At 71.9% G+C, this 22,198-nt stretch carries 16 protein-coding genes; 10 read left to right on the top strand and 6 right to left on the bottom strand.

Annotated elements, in window-relative coordinates; all coding sequences use genetic code 11:
- The first annotated feature begins 138 nt into the window (after positions 1–138).
- The 3 genes from BCD49_RS00145 (at position 139) to BCD49_RS00135 (ending at position 3,279) form a co-directional block, all read left to right on the top strand.
- A complete protein-coding gene (locus BCD49_RS00145; RefSeq protein WP_007508637.1) occupies positions 139–1,296 on the top strand; it encodes an MFS transporter in 1,158 nt (385 codons plus the stop codon).
- Positions 1,297–1,404: 108 nt separating this feature from the next.
- A complete protein-coding gene (locus BCD49_RS00140; RefSeq protein WP_007508634.1) occupies positions 1,405–1,749 on the top strand; it encodes a metallopeptidase family protein in 345 nt (114 codons plus the stop codon).
- A 624-nt stretch (positions 1,750–2,373) separates the two neighbouring features.
- Positions 2,374–3,279 (top strand): SAM-dependent methyltransferase, encoded by a 906-nt coding sequence (locus BCD49_RS00135; RefSeq protein ID WP_007508631.1) that lies wholly within the window; start codon positions 2,374–2,376, stop codon positions 3,277–3,279.
- Between the two features lie 93 nt (positions 3,280–3,372).
- Here the strand turns inward: BCD49_RS00135 and BCD49_RS44640 are convergent, their stop codons facing one another.
- A complete protein-coding gene (locus tag BCD49_RS44640) occupies positions 3,373–5,655 on the bottom strand; it encodes an EAL domain-containing protein (RefSeq protein ID WP_007508629.1) in 2,283 nt (760 codons plus the stop codon).
- Positions 5,656–6,350: 695 nt separating this feature from the next.
- Positions 6,351–7,217, bottom strand: coding sequence for a helix-turn-helix domain-containing protein (locus tag BCD49_RS00125; RefSeq protein WP_007508626.1), 867 nt, complete (start codon positions 7,215–7,217; stop codon positions 6,351–6,353).
- A gap of 1,810 nt (positions 7,218–9,027) precedes the next feature.
- On the opposite strand from BCD49_RS00125, the gene BCD49_RS00120 reads away from it, so the two are divergent.
- Together BCD49_RS00120 and BCD49_RS00115 are read left to right on the top strand one after the other, a co-directional pair.
- Positions 9,028–9,258: a DUF397 domain-containing protein gene (locus BCD49_RS00120; protein ID WP_425343333.1), complete on the top strand. Its 231-nt coding sequence runs from the start codon at positions 9,028–9,030 to the stop codon at positions 9,256–9,258.
- Positions 9,259–9,566: 308 nt separating this feature from the next.
- Complete coding sequence (locus BCD49_RS00115) at positions 9,567–10,103, top strand: hypothetical protein (RefSeq protein WP_241832213.1); 537 nt, start codon at positions 9,567–9,569, stop codon at positions 10,101–10,103.
- A gap of 201 nt (positions 10,104–10,304) precedes the next feature.
- Here the strand turns inward: BCD49_RS00115 and BCD49_RS00110 are convergent, their stop codons facing one another.
- Positions 10,305–10,565: a UBP-type zinc finger domain-containing protein gene (locus BCD49_RS00110; RefSeq protein ID WP_027140231.1), complete on the bottom strand. Its 261-nt coding sequence runs from the start codon at positions 10,563–10,565 to the stop codon at positions 10,305–10,307.
- A gap of 167 nt (positions 10,566–10,732) precedes the next feature.
- Here BCD49_RS00110 and BCD49_RS00105 point away from each other — a divergent pair, with 167 nt between their 5' ends.
- From BCD49_RS00105 to BCD49_RS00090, 3 genes are all read left to right on the top strand, one after another.
- On the top strand, positions 10,733–12,220 hold the full coding sequence (locus BCD49_RS00105) for a cystathionine beta-synthase (RefSeq protein ID WP_071040958.1): 1,488 nt from the start codon (positions 10,733–10,735) through the stop codon (positions 12,218–12,220).
- Positions 12,221–12,255: 35 nt separating this feature from the next.
- Positions 12,256–13,608, top strand: coding sequence for a PLP-dependent transferase (locus BCD49_RS44635; protein ID WP_051466598.1), 1,353 nt, complete (start codon positions 12,256–12,258; stop codon positions 13,606–13,608).
- A 506-nt stretch (positions 13,609–14,114) separates the two neighbouring features.
- Positions 14,115–15,197, top strand: a complete 1,083-nt coding sequence (locus tag BCD49_RS00090) for a hypothetical protein (protein WP_083401154.1) — start codon at positions 14,115–14,117, stop codon at positions 15,195–15,197.
- Between the two features lie 86 nt (positions 15,198–15,283).
- Here the strand turns inward: BCD49_RS00090 and BCD49_RS00085 are convergent, their stop codons facing one another.
- The 3 genes from BCD49_RS00085 to BCD49_RS00075 all read right to left on the bottom strand — a co-directional run bounded on the left by BCD49_RS00085 (position 15,284) and on the right by BCD49_RS00075 (position 19,597).
- Positions 15,284–17,035, bottom strand: coding sequence for an acyl-CoA dehydrogenase family protein (locus BCD49_RS00085; protein ID WP_083401164.1), 1,752 nt, complete (start codon positions 17,033–17,035; stop codon positions 15,284–15,286).
- Positions 17,036–17,148: 113 nt separating this feature from the next.
- Positions 17,149–17,823, bottom strand: coding sequence for a histidine phosphatase family protein (locus BCD49_RS00080; RefSeq protein WP_007508610.1), 675 nt, complete (start codon positions 17,821–17,823; stop codon positions 17,149–17,151).
- Between the two features lie 115 nt (positions 17,824–17,938).
- Positions 17,939–19,597, bottom strand: coding sequence for a long-chain fatty acid--CoA ligase (locus BCD49_RS00075; RefSeq protein ID WP_071040955.1), 1,659 nt, complete (start codon positions 19,595–19,597; stop codon positions 17,939–17,941).
- A 795-nt stretch (positions 19,598–20,392) separates the two neighbouring features.
- Here BCD49_RS00075 and BCD49_RS40045 point away from each other — a divergent pair.
- On the top strand, positions 20,393–21,028 hold the full coding sequence (locus BCD49_RS40045) for a response regulator (protein WP_241832211.1): 636 nt from the start codon (positions 20,393–20,395) through the stop codon (positions 21,026–21,028).
- Complete coding sequence (locus tag BCD49_RS00065) at positions 21,025–22,125, top strand: hypothetical protein (protein ID WP_071040953.1); 1,101 nt, start codon at positions 21,025–21,027, stop codon at positions 22,123–22,125. The genes BCD49_RS40045 and BCD49_RS00065 overlap by 4 nt, the downstream gene beginning before the upstream one ends.
- Positions 22,126–22,198: the final 73 nt, after the last annotated feature.

Here is a 22,198-nt window from a genome sequence, read left to right as displayed (position 1 = left end):
CTGAGCAGGACCTCAAGTTGCCCGCCACAAGTCCGCAAGTTCGCCGCAGGCCCGATGACGCATGGTTCCGGAAGCCGCCTCGCCGAGGCGCGTTCCCGATCACGGCCGGCACTCCCGGCCCGTCCGCCCGGAGCCGGCATGATCATCACGAACCAGACGGCCGGCCCGGCCAGGGTCCTCCGAGTCAGCAGCACCGTCGACACCGACGAATTCTGGGCAGGCGGCGCCGGTACGACCCACGGGGCCCGCCACGCGGAGACCGGCCTTGGGAGCCCCGCACACCATGAGACCGCCACGCACCCTGGGACCCCGGCCCAACCTGAGACCGCCGCAGGCCCGGGGACCGCCGCGGGCCCCGGGACCGCCGCAGGCCCTGGGATCCCGGCACACCCTGAGACCCCAGCATTCCCTGAGACCGCCGCGCGGCGGCTCGCGTTGCCGGTGCTGTGCGCCGTCCAGCTGATGGTGCTGCTCGACGGGACGATCGTGAACATCGCGCTGCCGACGATCAGCGGCGCGCTGCGGCTGGGGCCGGACGACGCCAGCTGGGTCATCACCTCGTACTACCTGGCGTTCGGAGGGCTGCTGCCGCTCGGCGGGCGGGTCGGCGACCTGCTCGGCCGCCGCCGGGTCCTGATCGCAGGGACGGCGCTGTTCACCGTCGCGTCCCTGCTCGGCGGCCTCGCGGGTAGCGGCACGATGCTGCTGGTGACGCGGGTGCTGCAGGGGGTGGGCGCGGCGGCGGCCGCGCCGAACGTGCTGGCCCTGCTGACGACGACGTTCACCGACCCGCGCGCTCGGGCACGGGCGATCGCCGTCTATGCGGCCATGTCCGGCGTCGGGATCGCGAGCGGCCTGATCGCCGGTGGCCTGCTCACCGGGTGGGTGTCCTGGCGATGGATCTTCCTGGTCAACGTCCCGCTGGGGCTCGCCGTGCTGGCGCTGGCGCCCCGGGTGCTGGCTGAGACCGCCCGTCGGAGAGACGCTTCGGCCTTCCCAGCCGGCCCAGGCTCCGCTGACGAGATGGACGTCGCCGGCTGGATCGACCAGACAGGCCGAGTGCGCGGTACGCGCCGGCCGGGCGGCGGCTTCGACCTCGCCGGCGCCGTCCTGGTCACCGCCGGGATCACCACGGTCGTCTACGCGCTGGCTCGCGTACAGTCCGCCGGCTGGTCGGACCCGTGGACGCGCGGCTCGTTTGGGCTCGCCGCGCTCTGCCTGCTCCTGTCCGCCCGGGTCGAGGCGCGCGGCGACACAAGGTGGCGTTCCCTGCCACCGCCGTACTCGTCGCCATGATCACGCACTCGTCGACTCGGGATCAGCAGATGTCGCCGTCCACCGGACGTATGCCCGCCTCAGCCAGTCCGGCGGACCTGGGGCTGCGCGTGGCGAGAGACTTGTGGCATGGGCGTGGACGTGCCGTTGGAGCGGTTCGAAGAATTGGTGGTCGAGGCGTTGGACAGCCTGCCGCCGGAGCTGGGCCGGCAGATGCGCAACGTCGCGGTCCTGGTGGCGAACGACTCGGCGGAGGGTCTGCTCGGGCTGTATGAGGGCGTCCCACTCACCGAGCGGGGCGACTGGTACAGCGCGGTCCTTCCGGACCGGATCACGATCTACCGAGATCCGATCTGCGAGATCTGCGCGAACGAGGCTGAGGTCGTCCACGAGGTTCGGGTCACCGTCATCCACGAGGTCGCCCACCATTTCGGCATCGACGACGCCCGTCTCCACGAGCTTGGTTGGGCCTAGATCCCACAGCCGGCCCGCGCCGGCCCGCGCCGGCCGGGGACCGCCTCGTCGAGGCAGGTCACAGTGGGGTTCGGACGGCGATCCCGACCCCAATTTCGACTGCCTCGACAGCGATGTCAGTCAAGACTCGGGCGTCGCCCGTCCAGGTCCACCTCCTTTGAGGAACGCCGCACTGAGCCGTCGCTGTGATCCCCACGCCCGCTCTCACCGCCGAGCTTCACCGTCGATCACCGGCAGCACGCGTGGCCGGCGATCTCCAGCTCCTCGCCGCCCACACTCATCCCATGGTTTTCCACTGGTGCCGCGTCGGCCAAGGTTGGCCGCCGGTACCACCGCGCCATGGGCTTGATCGTCAGATCTGTACTCGGATCCGAACCAGAGCCGGCTCGGAGTTCGGATTTGGATACAGTCCTGGCGATCTTCGAGATGTCGACCGGGCGAACGCCGCCGCGGACGGCATCGGGCGTGGATAAAAGGGGCAAAAGGGGCACGGAACGTCGGCCTGCGCAGGGAAGTTCGACACGTTGAGACAGACTGATTACCGAATGCGACAAAGGGTGGGTGCTAGGGCGAAGCCGGGGGTAGGGGTTGGGCACATCTGCCAACCGAGCGGCGGAGGTAGCGGTGGCACCCACGGAGCCATGCCTGGGACGGTCCGGCATCGATGCCGACGTCGACGTCGACGTCAGCCTCAGTCTCGGCCTCGATCATCGACAGCCGAGCACCTCGCGGGTCTACGACTACTTCCTCGGCGGGTCGAACCACTTCGCCGTCGACCGGGAGCTGGCCGCTCGCCTGTCGGCCACGCTTCCCGACATCGGCGCGATCATGCGAGAGAACCGGGCTTTCATGCGCAGGGCCGTCCGTTTTCTCCTGGACGCCGGCGTCGACCAGTTCCTCGACCTTGGTTCCGGCATTCCGACCGACGATGGCCCGGACGGCAACGTGCATGAGCTGGCGCGGCGGCGCCGCCGACGTGCCCGGGTCGTCTATGTCGATCTCGACCCGACGGCCGTCGCCCGCAGCCGCGTCGTCCTGGCCGGCAACAGGGACGCGACGATCATCGAGGCCGACCTGCGCGACCCGGACGCGGTGTTCGGCCATCCGGACACCCGCCGGCTGCTCGACCTGACGAAGCCCGTCGCGGTGCTGATCCTGGGCGTCCTGCACGACATCCCGGACTCGGACGACCCGCAGGGGATCATCGCCCGGATCCGGAAGCGCCTCGTCCCGGGCAGCTTTCTCGCGCTCTCCCAGGGCACAGCCAACACCCGCGCCGATCCCGACGGATCGGCGACGAATGCCTACGACGACGGATACGCGCGCGGCGCGCCTCGGCTCACGCTGCGCGACCGCGCCCAGGCCCTCGCCTTCTTCGCGGGCTTCGAGCTGGTCGCCCCCGGGCTCGTCTTCCTCGAGCACTGGCGCCCGTATCTGGACGACGACGCCGACCGCCTCACCTCCCCCACCCGCGTGGCCGGCGCCACCCCAGGTTTCCGGGCCGCCCTCGCCGGCATCGGCATGCGATGAGCTCCCCTACCGATCCGCGGCCACGGGTCCGGTTGAGGACTGGGAGGACTGGGAGGACTGGACAGCCAGACCTGGACCTGTTCGGGTGCGCGGCTATGGGTGGCGGTGGGTGAGGCGATGGTGGTGGCCGTCGCGAGCCACGGGGACCAGCGAGATGACGGGACCGTCCGGCGTTCCGAGGACGGGCGCCGACGCTCCGGAGGCAGCGGCGAACGCGGTGGCCATCTTGTCCGCGCACATAGGACGACCGAACAGGTGGCCCTGGCCGAGGTCGGCGCCGAGCGCCAGCATCCGCGCCGCCTGCGCGCGCGTCTCCACCGACTCCGCCGTGACGATGTGCCCCAGCCCGTGGGCGATGGAGACGATCCCCTCGATCATCTGGTCCATGGCCTCGGACCTCACCGACCCCGCGAGTCGCCCAGCCCGTTCCGCCCCGGCGGCCACCAGGCCGGCGACGACGAGGCCGGTGGCGACGGCGGCCTCGGGCGCGCCCCCCACGACGGCGCCACTCGCGGCCGCGCCGTCCGCGGCCGCGCCACCCGCGGTCGCGTCATCCACAGCCGCAGCGGCGGCCACAGCCACGCCAGTGGTGCCAAGGCCCGAGACGGCGTCCGCATCCTCATCGGCATCGGCGTCGGCGTCGGCGTCGGCGTCGGCGTCGGCGTTTGCCTCCCCCTGGGAACAGAACTGGCCGGCGAGCTTGAGCGCCCCGACCGGCAGCGTCGGCAGGTAGGCGAAGTTCGAGTAGCCCGTGCCGAAGTCGTCGATCGCGATCCGGATACCCGCGTCGGCGAGCTGCCGCAACGCCTCCGGCTGGCGGCCGAACGCGTCGATCATCAGGCTCTCGACCAGCTCGAGCTGTAGGCGGCGCGGGTCGAGGCCGGCGCGTTCGACGATGTCGAGGATCACCGGCACGACGTCCGGCTCCTCCAGCTGGCGTACCGACAGGTTCACGCTGACGAAGGGGCCGGAGACGGCCGCGCCACGCGCCCGCGCCCCGCCCGGGGCACCAGGCGCGCCAGGCATCGCCTCGCCTGACGCCGGACCCACTGACGCCGGACCCTCGGACATCGGATCCTCTGGCCCCGGCTCGCCGGCGGGCACGGTCGCATGGGCGGACGCGGCGACGCTGGCCCAGCGGGCCGCGTCCCGGCAGGCGGTCTCGAGCACCTGTAGGCCGAGCGGCACGATCAGGCCCGACTCCTCGGCCACCCCGATGAACTCGTCCGGCGACAGCAGGCCCCGGCGCGGGTGGTCCCAGCGGACGAGCGCCTCGGCGCCCTGAATCATCCCGTCGGTCAGCCGGACGATCGGCTGGTAGTGCACGACGAACTGGCCGGCGCGCAGCGCCGCCGCGATCGAGCGGGTCTGCCGCGCCGTGGCGGCCGCGGCTGCCACCTGCTGGGAGGACGACGACTCGTAGCTCGACGACTCGTAGCTCGACGGGCTCTCGCCGGCGCCCGCGAGGCGCGCCGGCTCACCGCCCTGATCCCCACCGAGACAGTCGCGACCGGTGAACCCGCCGAAGGTGCCGGCCGTCAGCCGGGGGTCATGACGGCTGGTCACGTCCTCGATCGTGACGGCGTAGTACGAGCCGCCGGCGGCGGTCTCGTCGTCGACCATCGCCGCCGTCAGGCTGACCCATACCCGGAGGTCATCCGGACCGTCCGGCCGGTCCAGCCGCCAGATGCCATGCCCTGGCCGACCAGCGCGTACCGCCGCCCACATGTCGATCAGCTCGGCTCGGTCGCGCGACGGGACCAGGTCCCAGACATCGCCGATGGACAGGCGGGTCAGGTCACGCCCGACGATCGCGCTCGCGGTGTCGTTGGCCTCCAGGATCGACCCGGAGTCGGCGACCACCAAAGTGCCGATCCCGGCGTGCTCGAAGACGGACCGGAACCGCTGGTCGCTGCGCCGACCGGCGCGCTCGGACCGGCGCAGGTCGGCGAGCTCCGCGCGGTGCTTGTCGCCGGCGGTGGCCAGGGCGCGCTTGCGCACCGCCTCACCGTGCCCCGAGGCGACCGCCCCGAGCACCACGAACGCGGCCGGTGCGCGCCCTGGGCCCGCGGCGACGGTCAGCGGCGGCCCGAGCACCTCGACGGTGCGGGCGAGAGCGTCGGAGTCGGCGAAGCCGATCCGGGCCAGGCGGGCGCCGACCGCCAGGCCCGCGGCGCGGTCCACCGGGTCGGCGGCGAGCGCTCCGAGCAGTTGACCGGTGAGTTCGCGCAGCTCGGCGCGCATGCCGGCCACACAGGCGTCACGAGGATCCCCGGGCGTGGGCGGCCCGCCCGCCTCCGGCGAGGGGCAGGTGTTCGCCGGCGCCGCCGTCATCGACACCGCGTCGTACCAGCGATCCGCGATCCGGTCGTCCACGGCGCCTTCCCTGCGTTCCGGGAGCTCATTGTGTTCCGCCCATGGTCGCAGAGGCCGTTCCGAGGCCGCACACTGGCACCCGAGTTCGTCGCGACCTGCGCCCTATGCGCGCCGCGGTCCCCGTGACCGCGAGATGAGCCGAGCCCAAGGCCCCACCGGCGCCTGGCGGACCGCGTGGCCATCAGCACAAGCGGAGCGCGAGCTTCCGAATTGTCGGGTCGGCGGGCTGTCGGGCCGGCGGGCCGCGGGTTGGCGCGCCGACGTGAAAGTCCGGTGAACCGGCCCGGCCGCGCGGCGTGGTACATCGAACCAGCCATGGCGACCTGGTAAACGAGCGGACACGGAGCGACGCCGATCACCGAGCGCTCTCGGTTCGTTAACAATGCCGAATCAAATGGCGCACTGGWCATGATGGGGCGCGCGCCGGAAATGCACGGCAGAATGCACGCGTGATACGCACGGTCAACCTGCACGTGCATCTCGGAATTATTTGGGTCGTCACCGCGCCGCGGGCGATTTTGCGCGCGGACGGCGGCTGCGCCGAGGATCCTTCGGACCCGGCCGGCCGCGCCGCCGGCCAGCGTGCCAGCGGGGCCCGCGCCGGCCCGGGGCGCGCGCACCGCGCGACGGCGGCTCACGGCACGCGGACATGCCAGAACCGCCGCCAGGGATCACGGCGGCTGGTTACACGGCTGTCACAGGCTGGCGGCGATCTTCTTCAGGACGTCGGCGGTGCGAGCAGGGGTGGTGCTGTCGACGCAGAGCCGGTCCATGGCCTCCATGTACCGGTCGACATCCTCGCGTTTGTCCAGGTAGTTGGCCCCACCGAGAACCTCGATGTAGACGACGTCCGGAATGTCCGCTTCGGGGAAGCGCAGGATGCTGAATGCGCCGCCCTCGGCCGCGTGGCCGCCGAAGTCGAACGGCATGACCTGCAGCGTCAGCGAGGGCTGGTTCATCAGCTCCAGCAGGTGCTCGATCTGCGCCTTCATGGTCTTGGTGCCGCCGATCGGCCGGCGCAGCGCCGCCTCGTCGATGACGACCCACAGTCGAGGCGCGTTGTCCCTGGTCAGGAGCTTCTGCCGGTTCATCCGCACGTTGACGCGGGTATCGATGACATCCCTGGCCACGCCGCGGTTGCCCTGCGTGATCACCGCCCGCGCATACTCCTCCGTCTGCAGGAGGCCGGGGATGAACTGGAGCTCGTAGGTGCGGATCAGCGAGGCCGATTCCTCTAGGCCGATGTATGGCTGGAACCAGTTGGGCAGGACCTCGGAGAAGCTCTGCCACCAACCCTGCTGGTTTGCCTCACGGACCATCGCCAGGAACGGCGTCCGCTCTGCCTCGTCGGTCACGCCGTAAAGAGTAAGCAGATCCTCGACGTCGCGTTCCTTAAAGCTGACACGACCTAGTTCGAGCCTGCTGATCTTCGACTCGGAACCACGAATGTGATAGCCGGCTTCCTCCCGGGTTATCCCTTTTGCGTCCCGCAGCCGGCGTAGCTGGGAGCCGAGCAGGATGCGACGAACGGTCGGGCCACTGCCCGCCGACGGTGTCGTCACGTCCCGCTCCCTCTGATCCAGTCCTTACGACGGTTAGCAAGCTTGTCCGCGTTCGTGGCCGCCGTCCAGTGCCGATCAGGATAAAGCTGTCCCGACCGCACGGTTCGGTTGTTCCGGACGCGCCACCGGCCACGGCCCACCGGTGCCGCTGAGCACACCGAGTCAGGCAGTCGCGGAGCAAATCCGACATTCACCTCACGACGGACAATCGTTACAACCTCGCCGGACGCCACGACCCACGCGGATCCACCGAACGGAGCCATTCTGCCAGCCCGCCCAACTGTCCCGATAGTTGGGCGGTCGACCAGTGCGCCAGCTACGCCCAGCCGAGAGACCCTCGCCACGGCGATGTCCACGCGGCCAKGGTAGGGGACTCCGGCCATGACAGGCCTCACGGCCTTCCCAGACGCCATGCGCGGATGGGAGGTTGTCCTCGCCGACTCGACACCGGCGAAGGTCGACCCGACACCAGCAGAGTGGGCGACRCCGGACGGAACGGGCCGGTCGTAACCGGACGGCGACGGCGCAACGTCGGCGACAGGCGCGCCGGAGGGCACGACGACCACCCCGGGGCGCGACGCGCCCTCGTCCGCCACCTGACCCCTCCGTCGCGGTCACGACGCGGGATCCCACATCCCACGCTCGGACCCACCAGACCCAACCGGCCACGGTGCGTCGCTTGGAGATTCCTACACCATCGGCGGCTCGTTGGCATCATCGACCGGATCTGTCACGTTGCGCACAGATGACAGTGACGTAAAGAAATCGAGTCGTGACGGTTGGCGGGCCGGCGCGCCGAGCGACATCGCCTCGGAGCCACCTTTCCGCCGCGGTCACGAGCGATGCACTTTTCCACAGGCACCGTGGCCACAGGCACCGTGACCGCAGGGGACGCGACTACAGAGGACGCGGCCGCAGGGGATGTAGCAAAGAGGAGTCGCAGCCGCTCCCGCCGCGGCCGAGCTGGCCACCTCTTCTGCCAGCTCTTCCAGGAACTGGGCTCTTCTACTGGGGCGGGCTCTTCCAGCAGATAGGCCACGCGCGCGAGGCCGAAGCTCCAACTCCCGGCCCCGCCCGCCCGCCGCGGTCCCGCCGCGGTCCGAATCGCCCGAGCGGCCGAGGGCCAGGCGGGCACGCCGCCGGGCGCGACCGCCACGGGCACGCCGCGGCGCGACCGGAGCCCCCCGCGACGGGCGGCTCGCAAGGAAGGTCGGCACTAAAACCCGCAGGTCATCGRCACGAAGCTCCGCACGCTACGTCCGTTGGGCGCATCTGAGCTTGYGGACGCACCTTCCTTTCGCGCCCAACGTTTGCACACGTCCTCTCCCGGGCAGATGCACGTGCATGCGACCGTGCCATACTGTGACTGCAAGCAAGAAGCACGGTGTATCCGTGGCTTCCGAGGCACGGAGGAGGTGGGCTGGTGCCTGCGACTCGACTTCCGAGTGAGCGACTCCAAGGAGTTGTCGCCTCCTCGGCGCGCGTCGCCGCCAGCCTGGGGTTCCTGCCGGATCGGCGACGGGGTTCCCGTCGGATCGGTGAAGCCGATCTGGGAGGTCGTGATCGGACAGGTGTGCTGACAGGTCGGCGATCTGGGAAGTACGGGGCGCAACGCCCCAACGGCGTTCCTGGTCTTACTGGCCGGGAGCCCTTCCCGAGACGGAGGCCCGGCATGAACGACTGGCACCGCTCGCCGAGGTCGAGTCGCTCGCCACAAGCAGACGGCTCGACTGAAACGTTGGACATGGATTCGGGGTGTGCCGCATACGGCGGCAACCCTCCCCGGCATCCCCAGGAGACCGCCTTGACCATGATCTACAACGGCATGTCCGCTGCTGCGCTGAAGAGCGTCACCTGGCAGAAGAGCCAGCGCAGCAACTCCCAAGGGAACTGCGTCGAGATGGCGCGGCTCTCGGACGATGCCGTCGCGGTCCGCAACTCCCGGGATCCGCGAGGCCCGGCGCTCATCTACACACTCGCCGAGATCGAGGCCCTGATCCTGGGTGCCAAGGACGGCGACTTCGACAACCTCCTCTGCTGATGCTGGCCTCCGTTGCCATCGACGCCACGTCTGACAGCACTCCGCCCCCGTACGGAGACCGCATGGACACCATGACATCGGAGCAGACGCTGACTGGAGAGCGCATCTTCACGTCCAGCGACCTCCCCAGTCTGTCGCTACCGGATGCCGACGGCCTCGTCACCTGTCGGTGGTTCCAGGATTCGGTGCCGGGCCGACCGGCCTGGCACGCGCCAGCTCAGTCACTCCGGCCCGGATGGACGATCGAGGCCGCGGTTGACGACGACGAGAGCCAGGGGCAACGGGGTCCCGGTCAGGTCTCTTTCGTCGTGGTCGACCGTTCCTGGCTGGTCCGGGAGGGCATGGATCGGGTACGCACCCGCGCCGTCGATGCCGTGGTGTTGCACTCCAAGTGCGGCCCGCCCGGACGAACCGCCCTGGCCTTGGCCTTCAGCGCTCATCTGCGCACTCGCCAGCATCGAATGGGGCTTGGCGCCGACGTCGTCACCGCGGCCGTCCGCCCCGAGCTGGCCGGTGCCCCCGGGCTCTTCCGGGTCCCGCACTTCGTCACGATCTCCGACGGGACGGGCACGGTCGCCGACACCACCATCTGGCAGGTGATGAGCGGCCCGCGGTATGACGCGTGGCTCGGCGGCGCCCCCCGGCCCGACCACACCGCGATCGAGGCGGCGCTGCCCGGTCTGCTGCGGCTGCGGCACCTGTGGCGCACCGGTCGCCTCGACCGTTCCCGCGCCGACACCCTCGGCGCCGTGCTCGACGGCGGTGAGCTCACCGCCCAGAAGATCTTCCGCTACCCGCGCGTCATCCTCCCGGTCGCCACCCGGGCGCTGCGCGGGTCACTGTGACCGGTACGTCCTCTGTGAGACGTACGGCCTAGAGCGTCTCCCGCTCAGCAGGGCCGCTGGCCAGGCCGACGCCGCCAGCCATCCCCGCCAGAGTCCAGCCCCGGCACAACGGCGTGTCCGGGGCTCTGGCATGTCCAGGTGCTTCTCGGGTTCAGGTGCTTCTGGGTGTCCAGGGACATCGCGGTGCCTGGACAGGCGCAATCAGACGAAGGCGTCGTCGACGAAGCAGTAGACCCAGTCCTCGCCCGGCTCGAAGGACCGCACGATCGGGTGCCCGTCGTGCGCCGCGTGCGCGCGTGCGTGCCGGCGCGGCGACGAGTCACAACATCCGACATGCCCACAGGTCAGGCACAGTCGCAGATGCACCCACCTGGATCCCTCGCGCAGACAGTCCTCGCACCCATCCTGGGTGCTCGGCTCGACAGCCCGGATCATCTCGGCGTGCGGGTCCACCGTCGTCATACCTTCACCCAACGACGTTGAGAGCCCAAGGACAACCCCACCGGGCCGAGTCGCGCGTGCGCCGCGCCAGCCAACGTTCCGACCCTCACCAACAGCGGTACCGTCGGGACTGATGGTTACCGCACGGGGACGGCTGTGGTCGCGACCAGGCAGGCGGGGTGGCAGCGATGCGGATCAATGAGGCTTCCGGCGGCCTTCGGGTCGTCGACCAGGTCATCGACCTCGTCGGCGACACCCCGCTGGTCCGGCTGACGTCGATGGTCGAGGCGGCGGCGGACCTGCTGACCGGCGGCCGGGACGATGATCGACCCGCCCCTTACCGCGGCGCCCAGATCCTCGGCAAGCTCGAGTACACCAATCCGGGTGGCTCGGTGAAGGACCGGATCGCCGTCGCCATGGTCGACGCGGCGGAAGGCGACGGCCGGCTGCGCCCCGGGGGCACCATCGTCGAGCCGACCAGCGGCAACACCGGCGTGGGGCTCGCGATGGTCGCGGCGATCCGCGGCTACCACTGCGTGTTCACCATGCCCGACAAGATCAGCGAGGAGAAGCGGGCCGTCCTGCGCGCCTACGGCGCCGAGGTCGTCATCTGCCCCACCGCCGTCGACCCGGACGACCCGCGCTCCTATTACTCCGTGGCGCGGGAGATCACCCAGCGGACCCCCGGCGCGTGGAGCCCCGACCAGTACTCCAACCCCGACAACCCGGCCGCGCACCGGGCCACCACCGGTCCGGAGATCTGGCGGGGCACGGACGGCCGGGTGACGCACTTCGTCGCCGGCATYGGCACCGGCGGCACGATCAGCGGCGTCGGCCAGTACCTCAAGGAGGCGAGCGGCGGCCGCGTCCAGGTGATCGGCGCGGACCCGGAGGGCTCGGTGTACTCCGGKGGCAGCGGGCGGCCGTACCTGGTCGAGGGCGTGGGCGAGGACATCTGGCCGGCGACCTTCGACAAGACGGTCGTCGACCGGGTCGAGGCGGTCAGCGACCGGGACTCGTTCCTGATGACCCGCCTGCTCGCCCAGCGCGCCGGGCTGCTGGTCGGCGGCTCCTGCGGGCTGGCGGTCGTCGCCGCGCTGCGGCTCGCCCGCGAGCTCGGCCCCGACGACCTGGTCGTCGTCCTGCTGCCGGACTCGGGCCGCGGCTACCTCTCGAAGATCTTCAACGACGAGTGGATGTACGACTACGGCTTCCTCGAGCMACCGTCGGACGAGCCGGTCGTCGCCGCGGTCCTGGCCAGCAAGCAGGGCCGCGGCGCCGGGGGCGGCCGGGGAGGGAGCCAGACGGGTCCGCCGGAGCTGGTCCACGTCCACCCGGACGAGACCGTCGGCACGGCCATCTCCTACCTGCGCGAGTACAACGTGTCGCAGATGCCCGTCGTCCGGCACGAGCCGCCGCTGCGGGCGGCGGAGGTGGCCGGCGCGGTGCTCGAGCGTGAGCTGCTCGCGGCCGTGTTCGCCGATCGGGCCGCGGTCGACGCCCCGGTCTCGGCGCACATGTCGGCGCCGCTGCCGACGATCGGCGCGGGTGAGCCGCTGTCCACCCTGGTCGAGGCCCTCGGTGGCGATGACCCCGCGGTGCTCGTGCTCGACAGCGGCAAACCCGTCGGCATCCTCACCCGCGCCGACCTGCTGAGTTTCCTGGCGGCCCGGTGACCGCCGTCGGCCCCCGCCGTGCCTCCGGCGGCGCCGTGAATGGGAACGCGGAGGACGGCCGGCCGGAGGACGGCCAGGCGAACGGGAGCGGCGGGCGCGACTGGGGCGGTTTCGAGACGCTCGCGGTACACGCCGGCCAGGAGCCGGACTCCGCGACCGGGGCCGTGGTCGTCCCGATCCACCCGGCGTCGACGTTCGCGCAGGACGGGATCGGCGGGCTGCGGGCCGGTTTCGAGTACGCCCGCTCCGGCAACCCGACGCGGGCGGCGCTGGAGACGTCGCTCGCGGCGCTGGAGGGCGGCCGGGTAGGGCTCGCGTTCGCCTCGGGACTCGCCGCCGAGGACGCCCTGGTGCGCGCCGTCTGCCGCCCGGGCGACCACGTCCTCATTCCCCTCGACGCGTACGGAGGCACCTTCCGGCTGTTCCACCGCGTCTACGCGGAATGGGGCCTGGAGTACACCCCGGTCGACCTGTCGGACCTGGATGCCGTCAAGGCGGCGCTGCGTCTCGGCCCCGGCGACGGACCGGCGGGATCGGGCCTCACCGGCGAGGCCGGCGGTGTGGGTGGTGTGGGTGGTGCCGGCGCGGGGGGCGGGCCCGCCTGGGCCACCGGGTCCGGCGGAACCGGTCGCACGCGGCTCATCTGGTGCGAGACGCCGACCAATCCGCTGCTGTCGATCGCGGACGTCGCGGCGCTCGCCGAGCTCGCCCACGGCGCCGGCGCCCTGCTCGCCGTCGACAACACCTTCGCCTCGCCGTATCTACAGCGCCCGCTGGCGCTGGGCGCGGACGCCGTCGTCCACTCGACCACCAAATACCTCGGCGGTCACAGTGACGTCGTGGGCGGAGCGGTCGTGGTCGACGACCCCGAGCTCGGCGAGCGGGTTCGGTTTTTCCAGAACGCGACGGGCGCCGTGCCCGGCCCGTTCGACTCCTGGCTCGTATTGCGGGGCATCAAGACGTTGGCGGTCCGGATGGACCGGCACTGCGCGAACGCCGCCGCCGTCGTCGACCTGCTCGTCGGTCATCCTGGAGTCGCGGAGGTCCGCTACCCGGGCCTGCCAACGCATCCGGGGCACGAGGTCGCCGCCGGGCAGATGCGCGGTTTCGGCGGCATGGTGTCGTTCCGGGCCCGCGGCGGCGCCAGTGCCGCCGCGGAGATCTGCCGGCGTACCAGGCTGTTCACGCTCGCCGAGTCGTTGGGCGGCGTGGAGTCGCTGATCGAGCACCCGGGCCGGATGACGCACGCCTCGGTAGCGGGATCGCCGCTCGCGGTGCCCGACGACCTGGTCCGGCTGTCGGTGGGCATCGAGCTCGCGGACGACCTCGTCGCCGACCTCCGCCAGGCCCTCGACGCCGCCGCCACCGACGCCGCCGCCGGGGCCTGAAAGACGCTCCGCCGATCGCGGCGACGGGCGTTCCCGATTCCACATGCCCAGCCGGCATTTTCCGTCGCCGGCTACACTCCGCCACGATCAAGGGCGGGAGGCGGTCGGCGTCGCGCGCCGGGGCACCCGCCACCGACTCCCAGAATGTTTACTGAAGGTAAGCAAAAAGAGTTTGCTATCGCGTTCGCGCAGCCACGCTGCGTGCTTCGAGCGAGGCCAGGCCGAACCGGCCAGGTAGCCCTCACCGAGGTGCCTTCCGCTCAAAACCGCGCAAAAGATCACCATCCGTAGCCAGCAGCACACATACCCGCTGGTAATGGACATGCCGACGATGACGGAAACCGCCGACGCACTACTGTCCAGGCTGGGTGTCTTCACGGTGGCGCATGCCAGGCGGTGAGGGCCGTCGGTGACGCAGAGCCATGCAAACCGCGCGGGCCACGCGGCCAGCGCCACGAGGCGCCCACTGCTAACCGACCACGCAGCGCTATCGGGAGGGGTGGGGCGTGGGAACTGGAAACCCAACAGTCACCGGAGCCTGGCCGGCGGCACCGTCGCCGGATCCGCGCTCGGGCGGTGACGAGGGCGGGGGCGCAAGGCCGCCGTCCACCGRCACCACCCAGCAGAACAGCCCGGCCGGCGGGCAGGCGGGGATAGCCGGCGACGAGGCGCTGTCAACCGGCGAACGCGCCGGGAGACTGCTGCGCGAGTTGCTGACCGGCACCGCCGAGTACCGCCGCATGTGGGAGTCCCGGGTACGCCGGGCGAGCGCACAGGAGCCCAGCTTCGCCGCGGTCGCCCGGGTGATCGCCGAATACCTGTGGAATGCCGGCGTCGTTTCCGAGGAGGACCAGGAGCTCGACCGGGCGCTCAAGGACCGGGTAAGCCGAGCGCTCGGCGGCGGCCGCATCTCGGCGCAGACGATGGAGTGGTTCATCGAGGCGTTCGGGATGCGCCGGCACGAGGCCGGGCTGTGGGCGGCGTTCGCCGGCCTCACCGACCCGGGCGTCGACACGAGCTCCGGCACGCTGCGCGGCGGACCAGCGATGATCATGCCGCAGCGACATCGCACCGTCGCGGTGTTCGAGCGCTACCGGTTCGACGCGACCGGCTCGCTCGTCGAGCAGCACACCTTTCAGGTGATCTCCGCCCAGGAAGACGGTGTCGGGATCTATCCGTGGGTGCTGCGCACCGACGCGACCGCCGGCGAGGTTCTCATCGGCGGTACGCCCGGAGCCCGGCACGCGTACAGCTCCCGGCTGACCCTCGTCGAGGTCGAGCTCGACCGGACGCTCGGCCGGGGCGAGCGGCACGCGCTGGAGCTCCTCGCCCGCTACCCGGCGGGGCTGCCGACGCAGGAGGTACGCCGCGCCGCGCGGGCCAAGACGGAGAACGTCGACATCCTGATCCAGTTCGACCCCGACCACCCGCCGCGGGACCTCCGCTGGACGGTGTGGAGCACGCACGAGGGTGGCCTGATCGTCGACGAGGAGCCGGCGGCACTCTCCGCCGACGGCACGGTCCACCGGTTCCTGCCGGCCGTCCACCACGCGGTGGTCGGTTTCCGCTGGAGCTGGGACGAGCACTGAGACCGCGCTTCGCGCCAGCCTCAGGCTGGCGCGAAGCGTCAGGCCGCGGCCCAGCCGCGGAATCAGCCGCTCAGCCGCTCAACCGCTCAACCGCGGGTGGCAGGCGGGACCCGGGCGATGAGGGCCTCGACGTCGGTGCCTCGGGGCAGGGTGCCGAAAACGCGGCCACCGGCCTCGCCGAGCCGGGTGGCGCAGAAGGCGTCCGCGACGGCGGCCGGCGCGTGCCTGACCAACAGCGAGGCCTGCAGAACCAACGCGAGCCGCTCCACCAGCGAACGGGCGCCGAACTCAAGGTCGTCCGGACCGAGCCCTCTGAGCTCATCCAGATCGGCGCGCACGGCGGACCACGCGGCGTCGAGCCGTTTGTCTCCGTCGGCCGCGAGCTCCACCTCGGCGCGGTAGGCGGCGAACGCCTCCGGCTCCCGACCGAGCGCGCGCAGCACGTCGAGGGCGTTGACGTTGCCCGCGCCCTCCCAGATGCCGTTCAGCGGCGCCTCGCGGTAGAGCCGCGGCATGGGCGACTCCTCGGCATAGCCGTTACCGCCCAGGCATTCCAGCGCCTCAGCTACGAACGCCGGCTGGCGCTTGCAGATCCAGAACTTCGCCAGCGCCGTCGCCAGGCGCAGGAAGGCGCGCTCKCCCGCGTCGCCGCGCGTGCTCCGGTCGATCCCGCCGGCCAGGCRCAGCACCAGCGTGGTCGCCGCCTCCGACTCGAGCGCCAGGTCCGCCAGGACGTTGCGCATCAGCGGCTTGTCGATCAGCAGCCCGCCGAAGGCGGACCGGTGCCGGGTGTGGTGCAGCGCCTGGATGAGGGCGGCGCGCATGCCGCTGGCCGAACCGAGCGCCGAGTCGAACCGGGTCATCGCGACCATCTCGATGATGGTGCGGACGCCGCGCCCCTCGGGACCGACCAGCCAGCCGACGGTGTCGTCGAACTCCGGCTCGCTGCTGGCGTTGGAACGGTTGCCGAGCTTGTCCTTCAGCCGCTGGATCCGGAAGGTGTTGTGGCTGCCGTCCGGCAGCACCCGGGGGACGAGGAAGCAGGACAGCCCGCCGGGCGCCTGCGCGAGAACCAGGAACAGGTCGCTCATCGGCGCGCTCGTGAACCACTTGTGGCCGCGCAGCCGGTAGCCGCCGTCCGGGTGCGGCGTGGCGACCGTCGTGTTGGCGCGCACGTCCGAGCCGCCCTGCTTCTCCGTCATCCCCATGCCGGCGATCAGGCCCAGCTTGGTCAGCGGCGGGTTCAGGCCCGGGTCGTAGACGCGGCTGGTGAGCAGTTTCTCGTAGGCTCTCGATAAGTCGGGCGCTGCCCGCAGCGCGGGGATCACGGCGTAGGTMATCGAGACCGGGCACGTGTGTCCCTGCTCGACGGTGCTCCAGACGTGCAGCCCGGCGGCGCGGGCGACGTGCACGCCGGGGCGTGAGCTGCCCCAGGCCGAGCCCGCCAACCCCTCGCGCACGGCGACGTCCATCAGCGCGTGCCAGGACGGGTGGAAGTCGACCTCGTCGATCCGGTTGCCGTACCGGTCGTGGGTGCGCAGCTCCGGCGGGTAGCGGTTCGCCTCGTCGCCCCAGCGGGCGGCCTGCTCCGAGCCGGCCAGCCACCCGAGCCGGTGTAAGTCGTCGAGGTAGTAGCCGGCGCCTTCCCGCTCGACGCCCTCGACGAGCACCGGGTCGTCCGCGACGTCGTGGTCGCCGAGCGGCGGCGGCTGATTGCGCACCTCGTGGGTCGCCGCCGGCCGCGAATGAACCGGTTCCCGGCCGGCTGGCGGGCCGACCCGTCCGGCCGATCCGGGTGCCGTCGACCCTGGTGCCGTCGACTCTGATGCCACCGTCACGAGCCGCACCTCCCCACCTGCCCGCCGGCCGCCGGCCGGCATCGCCGCCGGCCACGGGCGCGGGCTCGCTGAGCCCGGCCACGCCGACTCAGCGAACAGGGTATGCCCGCTTGTCAGCGGTAGCTAAGAAACTCGCGGCCCGCTGCGTCAATGTGGCTGTGCTCGTTGAACGAAATGAGACTCGTCCCCGAGCGACCAGAGACGACTTTGGTGATGCTTCCGTTAATCATCACTCGGTTGAGCGAGATGATGCCGTCGACACGCAGGTCGAGCAGACGCGCACAGATCGCCGCGATCGGTCCGGCGGAGGAGAAGACCACCGCGGCGGCGCCCGAGTCGAGCCGGCGCAGCAGCCCGTCGAGCGCGTCGCCCACCGCGTCGCTGAACGCCACGTAGCTGCCCGGCCCGGCGTCCGCGCTCGCGATCCACTCCGACAGGGCCACGTCCAGCAGCCCCTGGTAGGCGCGGGACGACATGCCCCGCGACGGCGGCAGCTGGCCCGCGTTCACCGGCGCGCCGCCCACGTCCGCGTGCCGGTTGATGATCCAGTCCTGGTCGTACTCGTTCCACCGGCTGTCGGACTCGACGTCCGCGGACCAACCGGCGGCGGCGGCGGTCTCCCGCTGGCGGCGCAGAGCACCGCTCACGGCGAGGTCGACCCGCGCGCCGCGCGCCCGCAGCTCCGCGCCGACCAGCGCCGCCTGCCGGTAGCCGAGCTCGGAGAGCACGTCGTAGTCCGCGGACCCGAACGACGCCTGGCCGTGCCGCACCAGGTAGATGACGCCCAACGCCAGCCTCCCCCACCGCTCCGGCTGCCCAAGCTATCCAATCGGCATCCCCAGGCGCGATGGGTACGAAGCCAGCCCCGGGCCTCCCCGGCCAGTCGGGGAGGCCCGGCGTAGATCAGCTGGTCGCGATCGTCTCGACCAGCAGGTCGCCGACGGCGTACTGCTGGCGGAGGCGCTTCTTGTCGAACTTCCCGACCGACGTCTTCGGCACCTCGGGGATCACCGCCCACCGCTCCGGCAGCTGCCAGCGCGCGACCTTGTCGGACAGGAACTCCCGCAGCTCGGGGAAGGTCACTTCCGTGTCGGGGTGGAGCACGACGAGGGCGAGCGGGCGTTCACCCCAGCGCTCGTCCGGCACCCCGATGACACTCGCCTCGGCGATCGCGGGGTGCGCCATGAGCAGGTTCTCCAGCTCGACCGACGAGATCCACTCACCGCCGGACTTGATGACGTCCTTGGCCCGGTCGGTGAGCGTGAGATAGCCCTCGGAGCTGATGTGGCCCACGTCGCCGGTGCGCAGCCAGCCGTCGTGGAACTTGCCGGCGTCGTCGACGCCGTAGTAGGCGCCGGCGATCCACGGGCCCCGCAGCTCCAGCTCACCCGTGCTCCGGCCGTCCCACGGCAGCTCGGAGCCGTCCGCGCCGACCAGTCGAGCCGCCACGTTCGCGGCGAACCGGCCCTGAGTGAGCCGGTAGGGCAGGGCCTGCTCGGGGCTCAGGCCCGCCGGCGGACGGGCCACGGTGACCAGGGGCGACGTCTCCGTCATGCCGTAGGCGTGGAGCATCGTGATCCCGAGCCGGTCGAAGTCCTCCATCAGCGAGGGTGGGCAGGCCGCGCCGCCGACGAGAGCCTCCTTGAGCGAGGAGATGTCCGCGGCGCCCGGGTTGGCCGTGACGTAGGCGTGCAGGCCCTGCCAGATCGTCGGCACGCCGGCCGCCTTGTTCAGCCGGGTTGCTTCGATCATCTTCGCCAGTGGCTCCGCCTGCAGGAATGGGCCGGGCAGCACCATCTCGGCGCCGGTGAGGAAGGCGATGTACGGCAGGCCCCAGGCGAGCACGTGGAACTGCGGCACGATCGAGAGCACCCGGTCGGCCGCCGACAGGTTGATCATCGACGGCAGGGCGGACGCCGACGAGTGCAGGACGATCGACCGGTGGCTGTAGACGACGCCCTTCGGGTCGCCGGTGGTGCCGGACGTGTAGCACATCGCGGCGGCCGACCGCTCGTCCACGTCCGGCCAGCCGAACTCKGCCGGGCGCCCGGCGATGAGCCCCGCGTAGTCGTGGACGCCGATGGGCCGACCGGCCGCGACGGCGAGGGCGTCGAGATCGGTGCCGGCGTCGGCCGGGCTGTTGACGACGACGTGCTCGACGGTCTTCATCGCCGGCAGCAGCGCGCGGGCCAGCGGCAGCAGGGTGTGGTCGACGAGCAGGACCTTGTCCTCGGCGTGGTTCGCGATGAAGGCGATCTGCTCGCCGGGCAGCCGCAGGTTCAGCGGGTGCAGCACCGCGCCCATCGAGGGCACCGCGAAGTAGGTCTCGACGTGCTGCTGGTTGTTCCACATCAGCGTCGCGACCCGGTCGCCCTGGGCGACGCCGAGCTCGACCAGCGCGTGCGCGAGCCGGGCCGCGTTCGCGCCGGCCTCGGCGAAGGTCGCCTCGACCAGGCCGCCTCCGGGCTGCGCCGTGAACATCCTCTGGTCGGCGAAGACGGTGGTGGCGTGATCGAGAAGCCGCCGGATCTGCAGCGRCACGTCCTGCATCGTGCTGATCATCGGGGTGCTGCCTCCGTCCTTTCGAGCGCGGACCGTTCCGGGCGCGAGCGGTCCGAGGTAGAACGTTGACTCAACAACCATCTCGCGCGCCGCGGGCCGGCAAACCGCTCCGTCGCGCCACGAAATCCACCACGGGCGGGATGTCGACGTCCGAGACCGAGCGACCTGGACGGCTGGAGCGGCCGACCGGGAACGCACCGGAAGGCCGGCGGGGACCCGGGCGGCACGGCGGCCACCCGGCACGTTCGAGCCAGACAGGATGTGAGACAGGTCACCGGCAGTCTGCCGTATTGCGTCCGCTTGAGCTAGATCCGCCATCAGGGCGGTAGGACCGAACGTCCCTATTGACGAATCCGGCCGGGCGTCGGCGAGCGCGCCGCCGCGGCTCGCGAGCGGGATGTCGAGGCTGGCACGGCTGCCGTATGGTGTAGCCGATCCATTACCGTTACGACTTCACCGCCCCGTCTCCGTCACGCCGATCCCACATGGGCACACACGTGGGGTTGTCAGCCAGAGCTCTTGGCGCAACGGTGTCCTCGGGCGTCGCGCGCGTACGGGACACGCGAGGACGACCGGCGGGCGTTCGGTGGACCGTTCGGTGGACATCGGGGTGTGCCGAGGCGAGCGAGGTGAGCTGGTGCGAGCCGTAGGAACTCAGCCACTGGGTCAGCAGGAGCTGTGGCGCCCCAGCGCGAGCCGCCCCGCCGCGAGCCGTGCCGGCCGGAGCCGCGCGGCCAGGAGCGCCGCTGGCCCCACCCGCGCGGACGCCGCGCCCCGGCTCACCGGGCGGGCTCGATGATCTCGCCGACCAGGCCGGGCTGGCCGGCGATGGCGACGAGCGGCCCCACGGCGGCCATCGGGCGCCCCGTGGCCAGGGCAGCCGTCGCCGCACCCGAAGCGGCCCCCAGCGGTACCCGCTCCGGCGACACCCAGCCGCGGGCGCTCGTCGTCGACGACAACGACATGATCAGGACGCTGGTCAGCCGACTGCTGCGCCACGAGGGGCACTCGGTGGATGTGGCCGCCTCGGTCGAGGACGCGCTGGCCCTGCCGACGACCGACTACCAGACGCTCATCATCGACGTGCGGCTCGGCTCCGGGAGCGGAACCGACCTGATCGAGCGGCTGCGCGCGCAGGACCCGTCCACGCCCGCCCGCTGCCTGCTGCTGACCGGCGGGATCGACGACGACCTGCCGCGGGATGTCGCGGTGCTGCGCAAGCCGTTCAGCGCCGACGACCTGATCACCGCCGTGCACGGCCTGCGAGGCGCGTGCCGACCAGCGGCGCAACYGGCCGCCGGCCCACCCGAGCCACCGGCGCAGACCGGCCCGATGGCGACGGTCGTCGCTACTACCACCATGATCCCTTCCGTGCCGCCCGGCCCGGTACCCACGCCCCGGCCAGTCGACAGTCCCCGAGGGGCGTCGTGACCGGCCAGAACCTCGATCTGACCGTCCGAGCCGCGCCCGCCCGCGCGGCGCGCGACCCCCGCCAGCCCGCGCCAGCCGGCCGGGAGGCGCCACCCGCCGGGCCCGTTGCGATCATGGAAAGGGCGACGGCCGGCCGTTACGGTTTGCCGGTGGTGGATGGCGGATCAGGCGGCGCATGGCCCAGCAGGCAGGCGGCCGGCGTCATCGCCGTGTCCGCCTCCGCTCCCCCCCGCTCGACGCCCGACACCAGGCCGCCCGACACCAGGCCGGTGGCCACCGCCGAGGTGCGGGCCACCATCCCGGCCCGGCCAGAGGCGTCCCCCACGGCGCCGGCCCCAGTGGACGACCCGGTGGACCCGGTGAGTGAGAGTGCCCGCCTGCTGCTGCGGCTGATGGTCGCCAACCAGGAACGCGAGCAGCGCCACCTGGGCGACGTCTTCCACGACGGGCCGATCCAGGACTTCACGGCGGTGCTGCTGGCCTGCTCCGCCGTGCGCCGCACCCTCACCGGGCCGGAGGCCGAGCGGCTGGCCGACGTGGAGGCTCAGCTGCGCGGGGCCATCACCACGCTGCGCCTGCCGCCGCCGGCGTTCCGGGCCAGCAACGACGCTCGAATGATCCTGGAGTCGGCGCTGGCGAGCCGGGTGCACGGGCCGCTCACGCGGACGCTGGAGACGGTGATCGAGGTCGGCGACCCGGCGCCGACGCGCGCCGAGATCGCCGAGCTGCTGGGCGCCCTCCAGATCCTGCTGCTCGAGAGCGACCCGCTGCGGCCGGCCGCGAACGCCGCCGTGACCATCCGGTCGGGCAACGAGGGCCTGGCGCTGACGCTGCACGTGATGCCCGACCCCATGTCGGCCGCGGCGAGTCCCGACGCCGCCAGGGACGCGGGCGCCAGGACCGACCGGTTGAGCCGGGTCGCCGCGCTGACCGGCGCCCAGATCAGCGAGGAGGCACCGGGCGGTTCCTGGCGGGCGTCGCTGGCGTGGCCCCGGCCGGCCCCCCGCCCCCCGGTGGCCCATACCCGCATCGAGCAGCGCCCTGGCCTCGCCGCCTACCAGCCGCGCCCGGCCGACAACCACGACGGCGTCGGCTGACGGTCGCCGTGCCGCCGGCGCCGTCCGCGCCGGGACCAGCCCCATCGGGGCCAGCCGCGTCGAGGTGCGGTGG

The organism is Pseudofrankia sp. EUN1h (genome assembly GCF_001854645.1).
GTDB lineage: Bacteria > Actinomycetota > Actinomycetes > Frankiales > Frankiaceae > Pseudofrankia > Pseudofrankia saprophytica.
The sequence above is the reverse complement of the archived record's forward strand: the minus strand, read 5'-3'. Positions and strand labels throughout refer to the sequence as shown.